General features: G+C 62.5%; 11 protein-coding genes. 8 read left to right on the top strand and 3 right to left on the bottom strand.

What is annotated here, in order from left to right; translation table 11 throughout:
* Positions 1–5 precede the first annotated feature (5 nt).
* The 5 genes from nosZ to JN756_RS18335 all read left to right on the top strand — a co-directional run bounded on the left by nosZ (position 6) and on the right by JN756_RS18335 (position 5,650).
* Positions 6–1,907: a TAT-dependent nitrous-oxide reductase gene (nosZ, locus tag JN756_RS18355; RefSeq protein WP_046383078.1), complete on the top strand. Its 1,902-nt coding sequence runs from the start codon at positions 6–8 to the stop codon at positions 1,905–1,907.
* A gap of 208 nt (positions 1,908–2,115) precedes the next feature.
* Positions 2,116–3,354, top strand: a complete 1,239-nt coding sequence (locus JN756_RS18350; protein WP_057006108.1) for a nitrous oxide reductase family maturation protein NosD — start codon at positions 2,116–2,118, stop codon at positions 3,352–3,354.
* Positions 3,354–4,277, top strand: coding sequence for an ABC transporter ATP-binding protein (locus JN756_RS18345; protein ID WP_017849332.1), 924 nt, complete (start codon positions 3,354–3,356; stop codon positions 4,275–4,277). Before JN756_RS18350 ends, JN756_RS18345 begins: the two co-directional genes overlap by 1 nt.
* Positions 4,274–5,104: an ABC transporter permease gene (locus tag JN756_RS18340; RefSeq protein WP_046383080.1), complete on the top strand. Its 831-nt coding sequence runs from the start codon at positions 4,274–4,276 to the stop codon at positions 5,102–5,104. Before JN756_RS18345 ends, JN756_RS18340 begins: the two co-directional genes overlap by 4 nt.
* A gap of 30 nt (positions 5,105–5,134) precedes the next feature.
* Positions 5,135–5,650, top strand: a complete 516-nt coding sequence (locus JN756_RS18335; RefSeq protein WP_017849330.1) for a nitrous oxide reductase accessory protein NosL — start codon at positions 5,135–5,137, stop codon at positions 5,648–5,650.
* Positions 5,651–5,663: 13 nt separating this feature from the next.
* On the opposite strand, the gene JN756_RS18330 is transcribed toward JN756_RS18335, so the two are convergent.
* From JN756_RS18330 to JN756_RS18320, 3 genes are all read right to left on the bottom strand, one after another.
* Entirely contained in the window at positions 5,664–6,344 is a 681-nt protein-coding gene (locus tag JN756_RS18330; RefSeq protein WP_017849329.1) for a Crp/Fnr family transcriptional regulator, read from the bottom strand.
* A 930-nt stretch (positions 6,345–7,274) separates the two neighbouring features.
* A complete protein-coding gene (gene narL, locus JN756_RS18325; RefSeq protein ID WP_017849328.1) occupies positions 7,275–7,922 on the bottom strand; it encodes a two-component system response regulator NarL in 648 nt (215 codons plus the stop codon).
* Complete coding sequence (locus JN756_RS18320) at positions 7,919–9,721, bottom strand: HAMP domain-containing protein (RefSeq protein WP_128192647.1); 1,803 nt, start codon at positions 9,719–9,721, stop codon at positions 7,919–7,921. Before JN756_RS18320 ends, narL begins: the two co-directional genes overlap by 4 nt.
* A 311-nt stretch (positions 9,722–10,032) precedes the next feature.
* Between JN756_RS18320 and JN756_RS18315 the strand changes: the two genes are divergently transcribed.
* The 3 genes from JN756_RS18315 to JN756_RS18305 are packed head-to-tail and all read left to right on the top strand — an operon-like array spanning position 10,033 to position 16,520.
* Positions 10,033–11,289 (top strand): MFS transporter, encoded by a 1,257-nt coding sequence (locus JN756_RS18315; protein ID WP_032804979.1) that lies wholly within the window; start codon positions 10,033–10,035, stop codon positions 11,287–11,289.
* A gap of 2 nt (positions 11,290–11,291) precedes the next feature.
* Complete coding sequence (locus JN756_RS18310; protein WP_046489190.1) at positions 11,292–12,689, top strand: NarK family nitrate/nitrite MFS transporter; 1,398 nt, start codon at positions 11,292–11,294, stop codon at positions 12,687–12,689.
* 57 nt (positions 12,690–12,746) lie between these two features.
* On the top strand, positions 12,747–16,520 hold the full coding sequence (locus tag JN756_RS18305) for a nitrate reductase subunit alpha (protein ID WP_017849324.1): 3,774 nt from the start codon (positions 12,747–12,749) through the stop codon (positions 16,518–16,520).

The raw sequence follows: 16,520 nt of genomic DNA, 5'->3' as shown, positions 1-16,520 counted from the left end.
AACCCATGAACGATACAGACGATAAACATGACGGCCTGACCCGGCGCAGTTTCCTCGGCACCGGTGCGGTGACCGGCGCCGTACTGGCGGGTGCGTCGGCCCTCGGCGGCGCGGTGTTTACCCGTGAATCCTTCGCGGCGGCGGCCAAGGACGCCAAATCGAAAATCCATGTGGAACCCGGCCAGCTCGACGATTACTACGGCTTCTGGAGTGGCGGTCACCAGGGCGAAGTGCGGGTGATGGGCGTCCCGTCGATGCGCGAGCTGATGCGTATCCCGGTGTTCAACGTCGATTCGGCCACCGGTTGGGGCCTGACCAACGAGAGCAAGCGCATCCTCGGCGAGGGCGCCAAGTACTCCAACGGCGATTGCCATCACCCGCACTTGTCCACCACCGACGGCCACTACGACGGCAAGTACCTGTTTATCAATGACAAGGCCAACAGCCGGGTGGCGCGCATCCGCCTGGACATCATGAAGTGCGACAAAATCCTCACCGTACCGAACGTCCAGGCCATCCACGGCCTGCGCCTGCAAAAGGTGCCCTACACCAAGTACGTGTTCTGCAACGCCGAATTCATCATCCCGCACCCCAATGACGGCCGAAACTTCGACCTGCAGGATCGCAACAGCTTCACCATGTTCAACGCCATCGATGCGGAAAAAATGGAGATGGCCTTCCAGGTGATCGTCGACGGCAACCTCGACAACGCCGACATGGACTACACCGGCAAGTACGCAGCGGCCACCTGCTACAACTCGGAAAAGGCCACCGACCTGGCCGGCATGATGCGCAATGAGCGCGACTGGGTGGTGGTGTTCAACATCCCGCGCATCGAAGCGGCGATCAAGGCCGGCAAGTTCATCAATGTGGACGGCGTCAAGGTGCCGGTGGTGGACGGACGCAAATCCGAGGACGGCAAGGACAGCGAGTTCACCCGCTACATTCCGGTGCCGAAAAACCCCCACGGCTGCAACACCTCGCCGGATGGCAAGTACTTCATCGCCAACGGCAAGCTGTCGCCGACCTGCACCATCATCGCCATCGAAAAACTCGACGACCTGTTCAGCGGCAAGATCAGCGACCCGCGCGGTGTGGTGGTCGGTGAACCGGAGCTGGGCCTGGGCCCGCTGCACACCACCTACGACGGACGCGGCTTTGCCTACACCACGCTGTTCATCGACAGCCAGGTGGTCAAGTGGAACATCGCCGAGGCCATCCGTGCCTATGGCGGCGAGAAGGTCAACTACATCAAGCAGAAGCTCGATGTGCAGTACCAGCCCGGTCACAACCATGCGTCGCTGACCGAAACCCGCGACGCCGACGGCCAGTGGCTGGTGGTCTTGAGCAAGTTCTCCAAGGACCGCTTCCTGCCCACCGGCCCGCTGCACCCGGAAAACGACCAGTTGATCGACATCTCCGGCGATGAAATGAAACTGGTCCACGACGGCCCGGCCTTCGCCGAACCCCATGACTGTGTGATGGCGCGCCGCGACCAGATCAAGACCAAGAAAATCTGGGAGCGCAACGATCCATTCTTCGCCGAAACGGTGGCCATCGCCAAGAAGGACGGGATCAACCTGGAAACCGACAGCAAGGTGATCCGCGACGGCAACAAGGTGCGCGTGTACATGACCTCCATGGCCCCGGCCTATGGGCTTTCGGAGTTCACCGTCAAACAGGGCAATGAAGTCACCGTGACCATCACCAATATCGACATGATCGAAGACGTGACCCACGGCTTTGTCATGGTCAACCACGGCGCGAGCATGGAGATCAGCCCGCAGCAGACCTCGTCGATCACATTCATTGCCGACAAGCCCGGGCTGCATTGGTACTACTGCAGCTGGTTCTGCCATGCCCTGCACATGGAAATGGTCGGGCGGATGAAGGTCGAGCCCGCCTGACACGCTGTTTGAGAAACGACACAAGGCAAATGTGGGAGGGACGGTGCGACGATTCGACTTGCTCCCGATGGCGGTGAATCAGTCACAGATGCATCAACTGACACACCCTCATCGGGAGCAAGTCGAATCGTCGCACCGTCCCTCCCACTTTTAGCCGCATTTCCTTTAAGAGGACATCATCGTGACTCGATCACTCGTCATCCTGGTGATGCTGATAGTGGCTTCGGCGGGAGCGGTCGCCGCCGTTCGCCCCATCACCGACTTACCCCTGCAAGCCGACGGCCCCAACCGTTGGCGCTTGCCTGCCGGCGAGTACCGGGGCTCGTTCCGCATCGACCAACCGCTGCAATTGACCTGCGCCCCCGGCGCCATCTTCCAGGCCGAAGGGCAGGGCAACGGCCTGCTGATCAGCGCGCCGGATGTCAGCGTCCAAGGCTGCACGTTCCTCGATTGGGGCGACGACCTCACGGCCATGAACGCCGCTGTGTTCATCCAGCCCCAGGCGCGCGGCGCGCAAGTGCTGGGCAACCGCCTGCAAGGCCAGGGCTTTGGCATCTGGGTCGATGGTACCCAGGACGTGAGCGTGATCGGCAACCGCATCCAGGGTGACACCTCGGTACGTTCGCAGGACCGTGGCAACGGCATTCACCTGTACGCGGTACACGGTGCCCGCGTCATCGATAACCACGTGCGCGACACCCGCGACGGCATCTACATCGACACCTCCAACGGCAACCTGCTGCAAGGCAACACCCTGGAAGACCTGCGCTACGGCATCCACTACATGTTTGCCAACGACAACCAGGTCCTGGGCAACACCACCCGCCGCACCCGCACCGGCTATGCGTTGATGCAAAGCCGCAAGCTGACGGTGATCGGCAATCGCTCCGAGCAGGACCAGAACTACGGCATCCTGATGAACTACATCACCTATTCGACCTTGCAGGACAACGTCGTCACCGATGTGCGCGACGGCTCCACCGGCGACACCATGATCGCCGGCGGCGAAGGCAAGGCACTGTTCATCTACAACTCGCTGTTCAACCGCATCGAAAACAACCGCTTCGCGCGCAGCGCGGTGGGCATTCACCTGACCGCCGGCTCCGAAGACAACCGCATCGCCGGCAACGCCTTCATCGACAACCAGCGCCAGGTCAAATACGTCGCCAGCCGCTTGCAGGAATGGTCGGCGGACGGCCGGGGCAACTACTGGAGCGACTACCTCGGCTGGGACCGCAACGGCGATGGCCTTGGCGATGTGGCGTATGAGCCGAACGACAACGTCGACCGCCTGCTGTGGTTGTACCCCCAGGTGCGGCTGTTGATGAACAGCCCCGGCATCGAGTTGCTGCGCTGGGTGCAACGTGCGTTTCCGGTGATGAAGTCGCCGGGTGTGATGGACAGCCACCCCCTGATGCAAGCCCCCACTCAGAAGGAACCTGCATGATGAATGTCGTCGAGATCGAAGGCGTCAGCCAGCGCTATGGGCGTGCCACGGTGCTGCACGACCTGAACCTGAGCCTGGCCCCCGGCGAAGTCCTGGGGTTGTTCGGGCACAACGGCGCGGGCAAGACCACGGCGATGAAACTGGTGCTCGGCCTGCTGCGCGCCAGCGCCGGCGAGGTGCGGGTGTTCGGCCGTGCGCCGAGTGATCCCCACGTGCGTCGCTGGCTCGGTTATCTGCCGGAAAACGTCACGTTCTATGCACAGTTGAGCGGCGTCGAAACCCTGCGTCACTTCGCCCGGCTCAAGGGCGCGCCGATGCATCAGGTCGACAGCCTGCTGGACGACGTCGGCCTGACCGCGGCGGCAGGGCGGCGGGTCAAGACCTATTCCAAGGGCATGCGCCAGCGCCTCGGGTTGGCCCAGGCCTTGCTCGGCGAGCCGCGCCTGTTGCTGCTCGACGAACCCACAGTGGGCCTCGACCCGTTCGCTACCCAGGACTTGTATCGCCTGCTCGACCGCCTGCGTGCGGCCGGCACCAGCACCATCCTGTGCTCCCACGTGCTGCCGGGCGTCGAGGCGCACATCAACCGTGCGGCGATCCTGACCCAGGGCCGCCTGCTGGCCTTGGGCAGCCTGGCGCAGTTGCGCGCCGAGGCCGGCTTGCCGACGCTGATCCGCACCTGCGGCTTGCAGCGCGTCGAATCGCTGCAACAACGCTGGAGCGCCGCCGGCCATGTCACCCGGCGCTGGGGCGTCGAAGGGCTGCAAGTGGCGGCGCACAACGGCAGCAAGGTGCAACTGCTGCGCCAACTGCTGGCCGAGGACAGCCCCAGCGACGTGGAAATCCTGCCGCCGTCCCTTGAAGACATCTACCGGCATTACATGGACAGCGCGATGGTCACGGCACAGGAGGCGGCCTTATGAACCCGATCTGGAACATGGCCCGCAAAGAGTTCTGCGACGGCCTGCGCAACCGTTGGCTGTTGGCGATCAGCCTGTTGTTCGCGGTGCTGGCCATCGGCATCGCCTGGCTGGGCGCCGCCGCCGCCGGGCAACTGGGCTTCACCTCGATCCCGGCGACCATCGCCAGCCTGGCCAGCCTGGCGACGTTCCTGATGCCGCTGATCGCGCTGTTGCTGGCCTACGACGCGATCGTCGGCGAAGACGAGAGCGGCACCTTGTTGCTGTTGCTCACCTATCCGTTGGGGCGCGGGCAGATCCTGCTCGGCAAGTTCGTCGGCCATGGGCTGATCCTCGCGCTGGCCACGGTCCTCGGCTTCGGCTGCGCGATGCTCGCCATTGCGTTGCTGGTCGACGACGTGGACTTCGCCATGCTGCTCTGGGCCTTTGGCCGGTTCATGCTGACCTCGGCCCTGCTTGGCTGGTGCTTTCTCGGGCTGGCTTATGGTCTGAGCAGCCTGTGCGCGGAAAAATCCACCGCCGCCGGGCTGGCGCTCGGCGTGTGGTTCTTCTTCGTGCTGGTCTTCGACCTGGCGCTGCTGGCCTTGCTGGTGCTCAGCAAAGGCCAGTTCAACCCGCAGGGGCTGCCCTGGTTGCTGCTGCTCAACCCCACCGACGTGTATCGGTTGATCAACCTCTCGGGTTTCGGTACGGGCACCCAGTCCGTCGGGGTCATGGCCCTGGGTTCAGACCTGGACGTGCCGCCGCTGGCCCTGTGGGCGTGCCTGCTGGCGTGGGTGGCCGTGCCGCTGGCGCTGGCCTACGGGCTGTTCCGCCGCCGTGCGGCGTGAGGATTTTTTATGACTGCTGGAGTGAGTGAAATGGGTTTCAAGACACGGGTAGTGGCGGCCTTGTTGGTCGGCTTGTTGATGAGCGCCTGCGACAAGGCGCCGGAGTCGAGCTTCAGTGACGCGCCGGTGGCGTTTCATCCCAACGACGAGTGCCACGTGTGCGGTATGGTGATCAACGAATTCCCCGGGCCCAAGGGCCAAGTGGTGGAGCGGGGCGGGGTGAAGAAATTCTGCTCTACCGCCGAAATGCTCGGCTGGTGGCTGCAACCGGAAAACCGGCACGACGACGCGAAGCTGTACGTACACGACATGGGCCGCAGCCAATGGAATGCTCCGGACGACAAGCACCTGATCGACGCCCGCACCGCGTACTACGTGATCGGCACCGGGCTCAAGGGCGCCATGGGCGTGGTACTGGCTTCGTTTGCCGATGAGGCCAAAGCGCAGAAAGTCGCGGCGGACACCGGTGGTCGGCTGTTGCGTTTCGAGCAGATCGACCTGGCGTTGTTGCAGCAACCGATGCCGATGATGCACAGCGGGCATTGACCGCGAGGGGGTATCAACCGGCTTGATACCCCATCAACTGTTCTGCGTTCAGGATTCGAATGGTGCGTTGGCGCACCTCGATCAACCCGCCTTCCACCAGCCGATGCAGAATCCTCGAAAACGTCTCCGGCTGAATCCCCAGCTTCGACGCCACCAGGCGCTTGGGCACCTGCAACACCACCTCACCGCTGACGTCGTCGCGCTCCTGGAACAGGAAATTGATCACCCGGCGACTGGCATTGGCCAGGGTCAGGGTGTCGATGTCCTGGAGGCGCTGATGCAGGTGAATACTCATGCTCGCCAGAATCGCCAGGCAAATGGCCGGTTGGTCTTCCAGGGCGCGGCGATAGTGTTGGCCTTCGATACTCACCAGCACGCTGTCCTTGAGCGCGGTGCCACTCACCGGGTACGCCTTGGCTTGGGTGAACAGCAGCGCTTCGGCAAACGTCTGGCCGGGGCGGATGACTTCCACCAGATGCTCCTGACCTTCGCCAGTGACCCGGTGCAGCTTGATCTGGCCGCTGACCAGCAGGAAGAACCGATCGGCGGGATCGCCCTGGTGCATGAGCGGGGTGTGATTGGGCAAACGCTTGAGACTGGCCAGGGTGCAGACATCCTGGAAGGTTTTTTCAGGCAGCCGGCTGAACAGGTGATGCCTGCGCAGGGTTAGAACGATGTGGGGATGGGTGAGCATAAGGGCCTCCGCGGTTCATCAGGGTAGGGCGGCCCGGGGTTTGGGGATATGCCTCGAAGGGGGTACCTCTTCCCATGTTCGGTCAGCTTGGGTTAAAGATGTGGCCTTAATGTGGGAGGGAGCTTGCCCCCGATGGCGGTGGATCAGTCATGCATGTAGTGGCTGACACACTGCCATCGGGGGCAAGCCCCCTCCCACATTTGGATCTCCATGGGTCAGATAGACCTCATTCTGTATTTGCTCTTGCTCTTAGGTGCGGCCTTATAGCCGACCTGATCCTGCAAGCCGAACGCGGTCAAAAATGTGGGAGGGGGCTTGCCCCCGATGGCGGTGGATCAGTCATGCATGTAGTGGCTGACACACTGCTATCGGGGGCAAGCCCCCTCCCACATTTGGATCTCTATGGGTCAGATAGACCTCATTCTGTATTTGCTCTTGCTCTTAGGTGCGGTCTTATAGCCAACCTGATCCTGCAAGCCGAACGCGGTCAAAAATGTGGGAGGGGGCTTGCCCCCGATGGCGGTGGATCACTTATGCATGCAGTGGCTGACACACTGCCATCGGGGGCAAGCCCCCTCCCACATTTGGATTTCCATGGGTCAGATAGACCTCATTCTGTATTTGCTCTTGCTCTTAGGTGCGGCCTTATAGCCAACCTGATCCTGCAAGCCGAACGCGGTCAAAATGTGGGAGGGGGCTTGCCCCCGATGGCGGTGGATCACTTATGCATGTAGTGGCTGACACACTGCTATCGGGGGCAAGCCCCCTCCCACATTTGGATCTCCATGGGTCAGATAGACCTTGCTCTGCTTTTGATCTGTTCTTGCCCTTGCCCGAGCATTAGTGAGGTGCCGAGTGTTGGGGCAAGAGCGGAGCCACCAGCCGCCGCTACCGAAGAAACGGATATGTACCCAACCCCCCGAAAAACCATCAACCCGCCTGCCGCAAGTGCTCCATCGCCCAAACCGCCGCCTCCACCCGCGACCGCAACCCCAACTTATGCAGCAGATTCTTCACATGCACCTTCACCGTCCCCTCGGTAATCCCCAACTTATGCCCGATCACCTTATTGCTGTAGCCACTGGCAATCGTGCGCAGCACCTGCCGTTCCCGCTCCGTCAAGTCCACCGCCGCATGGGGTTGCGGCGAGCGCAGTGCCTGGGCCAGCACCCGCGTCAACCCGGGGCTGATCACCAGCGCTCCATGCAACGCATCACGGATGAACTCCACCACCAACTCCGGCTCCATGTCTTTGAGCAGATACCCGTTGGCATCCAGGCGCAGTGCATCGCGAATGTCATCCTCGGCATCGGACACGGTAAACAGCAGCACCTTGCCCGCATAGTTCATGGCGCGCAGGCGGCGCAGGGTTTCCAGGCCGTTCATCTGCGGCATGTTGTTGTCCAGCAGCACCAGGTCCGGTTGCAGGGTTTCGATCTGGTCCAGGGCTTCCTGGCCATTGCCGGCTTCGCCGACCACCTGCAGATCGTCTTCGAGTTCGAGTATCTGACGCATGCCATGGCGCATCATCGGGTGATCGTCGACCAGCAAAATGCGGTGGCGGGGGAGTGTGCTCATGGGAGGTTACCTTGTAGAGGTTGCCCGAGAAATTCCGGTTGAAAACGTAAATGCACCCGTGTGCCCTGGGGCTCGCGGGGGCTGATGTCGAGTTGGCCGTGCAGGCTGCGCGCGCGTTCGTCCATGATGGTCAGGCCGTGGTGTTCGCGTTGGTCGACGGCGCCGCAAAAGCCACGGCCGTCGTCCTCGATGCTCAGGCTCACGGTCTCGCCCTCCTGGCGCAGTTGCAGCCAGGCGTTTTGCGCATGGGCGTGGCGCAGGCAGTTGGACAAGGCCTCGCGGGTGATCTGCAGCAAGTGGATCTGTTCGCTGGCCGACAATTGGAAGGCGAGGGCGTCGACGTGCAGGTGGACCTGGAATTCGCCGCGCCGGGAGAACTCTTCGGCGGTTTCCGATAGCTCCTGTACCAAGCCGGCATCGTGGATTTGCAGGCGGAAGGTGGTCAGCAGCTCGCGCAGTTGGCGGTAGGCGTTGTTCAGGCCGTCGCGCAGTTCGGCGGTGACGGTGGCCAGGGTTTCCACGGGTTCGCCCCGGCGGATCAGGGTTTGCATGCGGCTGACTTGCAGCTTCATGTACGACAGCGCCTGCGCCAGGGAGTCGTGCAGTTCCCGGGCGATGATGGTGCGCTCGTCGAGCAGCAGCAAACGATGGTCCTGTTCGCGCTGGCGTTTGAGCGACAGCGAAGTGCCGATCAGGTTGGCCAGGGCCTGGATCAATTGCTTTTCCCAGTCTTGCGGAGGGTGGCCATCGTCGAAGTGGGCCTTGAGTTCGCCCAGTTCCGAGCCCTGGTTGCTGATGCTGAATATCTGCGGCGGCGCCACTTTGTGTTTATGGCAACTCGCGCAATCGCCGATGGCGCAGATGTTACGGCTGTCGCCGCCGTGCAAGGCGAGCATCTGCTGGGCCGGTGCGAGGAAGTGGCCTTGCAGGCACAACGACAGGCGCAACCCCGGCAGGCGTTTCTGGAAGCGCCGGATCAATTCGTCCAGGCCCTCGGCATTGGCCAGGCGCGTGGCCAGGCTGCTGCTGCTCTGGTACAGCAGCTCGAGGGCGGCGTTGGCTTGTTGCAGGTTGAGGGTCTTGAGGCGCACCTGGCTTTCCAGGGTGCGGTGGGACGCCTCGATGGTCTCGGCCATGGTGTTGAAGCTCAGGGCCAGTTGCCCCAGCTCATCGTCGGAGCGGTGGTTGACCCGGGTCTTGAAGTCGCCGTCGCGAAAGCGCCGGGTGGCCTGTACCAGTTCCTGCAAAGGGTTGACCACGCCGTACTGCAATTCATACAGGCCGATCAACAGGATGATCAACGTGCTGAACAGCGCCAGGCCCTGGATGCCTTGCTGCCAGCTTTGTTTGCGTTCGCTCTGTTGCTGCAACAGGCTGACGAATTGATTCATTTGCTCGACGAATGTCGGCGCGCTGGCCTGGAATTGCGCCGTATCACCGCGCGTCAGGGCCGGGCGCAGCTCGTCGTTCCAGCGTTGCTGGATCTGTTGGTAGCTCTGCAGCAGGGCGCTGTTCGGGCCGTCTTCCAGCACCGCTTTGAGCGAGTCGCTGTCGAGTCGCCTTTGCAGGCTCTGGGTGATGGTGTCGATCTCTTCGGCCGGCGCGGCGGCGGCGAGCCGCCAGCTGAGGTGGTAGGTCTCCATACGCACGGAGCCGGCGGTGTTGATTGCGGCGGCGTCGCCCTGACTGAACCAGGCGATCAGCCCCGCACTCAAGGAACTGGCAAGGGCCAGGATAGCGATCAGGATCACAGCCAAGCCGGCGCGTGCGGGCAGGGAGCTGCGTAGCCAGTTAAACATCACGGCGTAGTCGGAGGGGGGAGAAAGCCTGCATGGCGGCACCTGAAAAGGAAAAACGAGCTGGAAAACGGCGATCCCTGGCGCACTACCTCTAAAGAGTTGCCGGCAAACCCTCCCACGGGAAAACGCCGGCACAAGAGATCAATCCATTGATAAATAAAGACTTTCTCTTGTTATAGGGACTACCTCCTTAGAGGTATATGGGATCAGCATAGCCTTATACCCCCCTGGCCGACGTTGATCTGCGTCAAGTTCCAAGGGGGTGTCGCCCCTAACCTGCGCTCATGAAATCACCTTTTGGAGCGCATACCGTGACTCAACCCCGTATAAGACAAGGCTTGGTGCTGGGCATGAGCACGCTGGCCTTCACCGTCTGCTTTATGGTGTGGATGATGTTCGCCGTGTTGGGCGTGCCCATCAAAGAGCTGCTGCAACTCAACGAAACCCAGTTCGGCCTGCTGGCCGCCACGCCGGTCTTGACCGGTTCCCTGGTGCGCCTGCCACTGGGCTTGCTGACTGACCGCTTCGGCGGGCGCATCGTGTTCTTCCTGTTGATGCTCGCCTGCGTGCTGCCGCTGTACCTGATCACCTACGCCACCGCCTATTGGCAGTTCCTGGTGCTGGGCCTGTTTGTCGGCCTGGCCGGCGGTTCGTTCTCGGTGGGCATCGCCTACGTCGCCAAGTGGTTCGACAAGGACAACCAGGGCTTCGCCATGGGCGTGTTCGGCGCCGGTAACGCCGGGGCTGCGGTCACCAAGTTCCTCGCCCCGGCGCTGATCGCCCTCGGCACCTGGCACCTGGTGCCCAAGGTGTTCGGCGCGATCCTGTTCATCACCGCGCTGCTGTTCTGGTTCCTCACCAGCGAAAACAAGGCCCACCGCAGTGCCGGCGGCGCCACCTTGCGCGAGCAACTGCGGTGCCTGAAAGACCCGGCCGTGTGGCGCTACTGCCAGTACTACTCGATTGTCTTCGGCGGCTACGTCGGCCTGGCATTGTGGATGACCAAGTACTACGTACAGGAATACGGTTTCAGCCTGCAAAGCGCGGCGCTGCTGGCCGCCTGTTTCTCCCTGCCCGGCGGCGTGCTGCGCGCAGTCGGCGGTTGGATGTCCGACCGCTGGGGCGCCCAGAGCGTGACCTGGTGGGTGTTGTGGGTGAGCTGGGTCTGCCTGTTCCTGCTCAGCTACCCGCAGACCCAATTGCAGGTGCAGACCGTCAACGGTCCCCTGGATTTGCACATCGGCCTCAACCCCACCCTGTTCACCGTGCTGCTGTTCGTGATGGGCATCGCCTTCGCGTTCGGCAAAGCCTCGGTGTTCAAGTACATCGCCAATGACTACCCACAGAACATGGGCGCGGTGTCCGGCATCGTCGGCCTGGCCGGTGGCCTGGGGGGCTTTGTGCTGCCGATTCTGTTTGGCGCCCTGGTGGACCTCACCGGCGTGCGCTCGTCCTGCTTCATGTTGATGTACGGCGTGGTCTGGGTGTCCCTGACCTGGATGTACCTCAGCGAAATCCGCAAACAACCGCTGCTGGGCAACACCGCCCAACGTCTCCAAGGAGAATGAACATGTCCATCGCGCAAAAGCCCGATTCGGGCCCGGTGATTCACGACTGGCGCCCCGAGGACCCCGCGTTCTGGGGGGCCAGCGGCAAAAAAACCGCTACCCGCAACCTGTGGATCTCGATTCCCGCGCTGCTGTTGGCTTTCGCCGTGTGGATGGTGTGGAGCACGGTGATCGTGCGCCTCAACGCCATCGGCTTCAGCTTCACCACCGACCAGCTGTTCTGGCTGGCGGCGTTGCCCGGCCTGTCCGGCGCGACCTTGCGGGTGTTCTATTCGTTCATGGTGCCGATCTTCGGCGGGCGTCGCTGGACTGCCCTGAGCACCGCGTCGCTGTTGCTGCCGGCGCTGTGGATGGGCTTCGCGGTGCAAGACCCCAACACCCCTTACAGCGTGTTCGTGCTGATCGCCTTGTTGTGCGGCTTCGGCGGCGGCAACTTCGCCTCCAGCATGTCCAACATCAGCTTCTTCTACCCCAAGGCGCAGCAAGGCACGGCCCTGGGCCTGAACGCCGGCCTCGGTAACCTGGGCGTGTCGGTGATGCAGTTCTGCGTGCCGCTGGTGATCACCTTCGGGGTGTTCGGCATGGTCGGCGGGCAAGCGCAAACCCTGCCCGACGGTAGCCAGCTGTGGCTGCAGAACGCCGGGTTCATCTGGGTGCCGTTCATCCTCACCGTCACCGTGGCGGCCTGGTTCGGCATGAATGACCTGTCCAGCGCCCGCGCTTCGTTCAGCGAGCAGGCGGTGATCTTCAAACGCAAGCACAACTGGCTGATGTGCTGGTTGTACCTGGCGACCTTCGGTTCGTTCATCGGCTTTTCGGCGGCGTTCCCGCTGCTGATCAAAACCTCGTTTCCGGACGTGGTGGCGTTGAAGTTCGCCTTCCTCGGCCCGCTGGTTGGCGCTCTGGTGCGCCCACTGGGCGGCTGGCTGGCGGACAAACTGGGCGGCGCGCGAGTGACCCTGTGGAACTTCGTGCTGATGATCGTGATGGTATTCGGCGTGCTGCACTTCCTGCCGCAGAACGGCCAGGGCGGCAACTTCTACGGCTTCCTCGGCCTGTTCATGTTGCTGTTCATCACCACAGGCGTGGGCAACGGCTCCACCTTCCGCATGATCCCGGTGATCTTCCGCACCCAGCACGAGAAAGCCAGCGCCGGTAAATCCGCCGCCGAGCGCGAGCAGGCCATCAAGAATGCCGGCAAGGAATCCGCTGCCGTACTGGGGTTCAGTTCGGCCATGGGCGCCTTCGGTGCGTTCTTCATTCCCAAGTCCTTCGGCACCTCCATGGCCGCCACCGGTAGCCCGGCGATGGCCTTCTACATGTTTGTCGGTTTCTACCTGAGCTGCATTGTCGTGACCTGGTGGTGGTATGCCCGCAAAGGTTGCGCCACCCCCTGCTAGTCCGACCTGAATTCGCGGGGCAACGCACCCCGCAGCACGCCTGATGAGGAAAGCACCATGAGTCATTTGTTGGATCAACTGCGGTTCTTCAACCGCAAACAAAACGAATTTTCCGACGGCCACGGCGAGACCCGTAAAGAGTCCCGCGACTGGGAAAACGTCTACCGTTCGCGCTGGCAGTACGACAAGATCGTGCGTTCCACCCATGGCGTGAACTGCACCGGCTCCTGCTCGTGGAAGATCTACGTGAAGAACGGCCTGATCACCTGGGAAACCCAGCAGACCGACTACCCGCGCACCCGCAACGACCTGCCCAACCACGAACCCCGTGGCTGCCCGCGCGGTGCGAGCTACAGCTGGTACATCTACAGCGCCAACCGGCTCAAGTACCCGAAGATCCGCAAGCCGCTGCTCAAGCTGTGGCGTGAAGCGCGCCAGACCCTGGCGCCGGTGGAAGCCTGGGCGAGCATTGTCGAGGACAAGGCCAAGGCCGACTCCTACAAGAGCAAGCGCGGCATGGGCGGTTTCATTCGCTCGAACTGGGAGGAGGTGAATGAAATCATCGCCGCCTCCAACGTCTACACCATCAAACAATACGGCCCGGACCGCATCGTCGGCTTCTCGCCGATCCCGGCCATGTCGATGGTCAGCTACGCGGCGGGTTCGCGTTACCTGTCGCTGATCGGCGGCGTGTGCCTGAGCTTCTACGACTGGTACTGCGACCTGCCACCGGCCTCGCCGATGGTGTGGGGCGAGCAGACCGACGTGCCGGAATCGGCCGACTGGTACAACTCCAACTACATCATCGCCTGGGGTTCCAACGTCCCGCAGACCCGTACCCCGGACGCGCACTTCTTCACCGAGGTGCGCTACAAGGGCACCAAGACCGTGGCGATCACCCCCGACTATTCGGAAGTGGCCAAGCTCACCGACCTGTGGCTCAACCCCAAGCAGGGCACCGACGCCGCGTTGGCCCAGGCTTTCAACCATGTGATCTTCAAAGAATTTCACCTGGACAAGCCGAGCGCCTACTTCACCGACTACGCCAAGCGCTTCACCGACTTGCCGGTGCTGGTGATGCTCAAGCCGATGACCGGTTTCGCTCCCGGCGCAGGCTTCCAGCCGGACCGCTTCCTGCGCGCCTCGGACCTCACCGGCAACCTCGGCCAGGACAACAACCCGGAATGGAAAACCATCGCCCTCGACGAGAGCGGTGAACTGGTCTCGCCGCAAGGCTCCATCGGCTATCGCTGGGGCGAGAAGGGCAAGTGGAACATCCTCGCCAAAGAGGGCGGTGAAGGCCGCGCGATCGACCTGAAACTCAGCCTGATCGGTGACGACGTCGCCGAAGTGGCGTTCCCGTACTTCGCCGGCGAAGTCCAGGAGCATTTCCAGCACGTCGCTGGCGAGGCGGTGCAGTACCGCCGCGTGCCGGTCCACAACGTGACCCTGGCCGACGGCAGCGTGGCCAAGGTGGCGACCGTGTTCGACCTGTCGGCGGCCAACCTGGCCATCGACCGTGGCCTGGGCGGCCACAACGTGGCCAAGGACTACGACGATGCCAGCGTGCCGGGCACCCCGGCGTGGCAGGAAGCGATCACCGGCGTCAGCCGCGAGAAAGCCATCCAGATCGCCCGTGAGTTCGCCGACAACGCCGACAAGACCAAGGGTCGCTCAATGATCATCGTCGGCGCGGCGATGAATCACTGGTACCACATGGACATGAACTACCGCGGGCTGATCAACATGCTCATGCTCTGCGGTTGCGTCGGCCAGACCGGCGGCGGCTGGGCCCACTACGTCGGCCAGGAAAAACTGCGTCCGCAGTGCGGCTGGCTGCCCCTGGCCTTCGGCCTGGACTGGAACCGCCCGCCGCGCCAGATGAACGGCACCAGCTTCTTCTACGGCCACAGCTCGCAATGGCGCCACGAGAAAATGAGCATGCACGATGTGCTCTCGCCTCTGGCCGACAAGTCGCAGTTCCCCGAACACGCCCTGGACTACAACATCCGCGCCGAACGCGCCGGCTGGTTGCCCAGCGCGCCGCAGCTCAACACCAACCCGCTGCACATCTGCCGTGAGGCGGCCGCAGCCGGCATGACGCCGAAAGACTACGTGGTCAAATCCTGGCAGGACGGCAGCCTGCGCTTTGCCTGCGAACAGCCGGACAGCCCGGTGAACTTCCCGCGCAACATGTTCATCTGGCGCTCCAACCTGCTCGGTTCGTCGGGCAAGGGCCATGAGTACATGCTCAAGTACCTGTTGGGCACCAAGAATGGCGTGATGAACGAAGACATCGGCCACAGCACCGAATGCAAGCCCACCGAGGCCGAATGGGTCGAGGACGGCGCCATCGGCAAGCTCGATCTGGTGACCACGCTGGACTTCCGCATGTCCTCCACCTGCGTGTATTCCGACATCGTCTTGCCGACCGCCACCTGGTACGAAAAAGACGACATGAACACCTCGGACATGCACCCATTCATCCACCCGTTGTCGGCGGCTATCGACCCGGCGTGGGAATCGCGTTCCGACTGGGAAATCTACAAAGGCATCGCCAAGGCGTTCTCGGCCATGTCGGTCGGTCACCTGGGTGTGGAACAAGACCTGGTCACCGTACCGCTGATGCACGACAGCGTCGGCGAACTGGCCCAACCGTTTGGCGGCACCGACTGGAAAAGCGCGCGCGTGGCCCCGGTACCCGGCAAGAACGCGCCGAACATCGCAGTGGTGGAACGCGACTACCCGAACATCTACAAGCAGTTCTCCTCGCTGGGCCCGATGCTGGAAAAACTCGGCAACGGCGGCAAGGGCATCAACTGGAACACCGATGAAGAAGTCGAGTTCCTCGGCGAACTGAACCATCACGAAAACGATGCCGGGATCAGCCATGGCCGGCCGAAAATCGACACCGCTATCGACGCGGCCGAGGTGATCCTGTCCCTGGCTCCGGAAACCAACGGCAAGGTCGCCTTGAAAGCCTGGGCCGCGCTGTCGGAATTCACCGGCATCGACCACAGCCACCTGGCGATTTCCAAGGCCCATGAAGCGATCCGCTTCCGCGATATCCAGGCGCAGCCGCGCAAGATCATCTCCAGCCCGACCTGGTCCGGCCTGGAAGACGAACACGTGAGCTACAACGCCGGCTACACCAACGTCCATGAAAACATCCCATGGCGCACCATCACCGGCCGCCAGCAGTTCTACCAGGATCACCCGTGGATGCAGGCGTTCGGCGAGCAGTTGATGAGCTACCGGCCACCGGTCAACACCAAGACCATCGAAGGCGTGAAGGGCAAGCGCAGCAATGGCGAAACCGAGATCGTGCTGAACTGGATCACTCCGCACCAGAAGTGGGGCATCCACAGCACCTACAGCGACAACTTGCTGATGCTCACCTTGAGCCGCGGCGGGCCGATTGTGTGGCTCTCGGAGATCGACGCCAAGCGCGCCGGGATTGAGGACAACGACTGGATCGAGTGCTTCAACGTCAACGGCGCACTGACCGCCCGTGCGGTGGTCAGCCAGCGCGTCAAGGAAGGCATGGTGATGATGTACCACGCTCAGGAACGCATCGTGAACGTGCCGGGTTCGGAAACCACCAAGACCCGCGGCGGCCACCACAACTCGGTGACCCGCGTGGTGCTCAAACCGACCCACATGATCGGCGGCTATGCCCAGCAAGCCTACGGTTTCAACTACTACGGTACGGTCGGTTGCAACCGCGACGAGTTTGTCGTGGTGCGCAAAATGGCCAAGGTCGACTGGCTCGATGGTTCCACCGGCGATGACTTGCCGCGCCCATTGCCGACTGATATCGAGGAGAACTGA

It is taken from the genome of Pseudomonas sp. Y39-6 (genome assembly GCF_023651955.1).
GTDB lineage: Bacteria > Pseudomonadota > Gammaproteobacteria > Pseudomonadales > Pseudomonadaceae > Aquipseudomonas > Aquipseudomonas veronii.
This window is presented reverse-complemented; position numbering and strand designations above follow the sequence as displayed.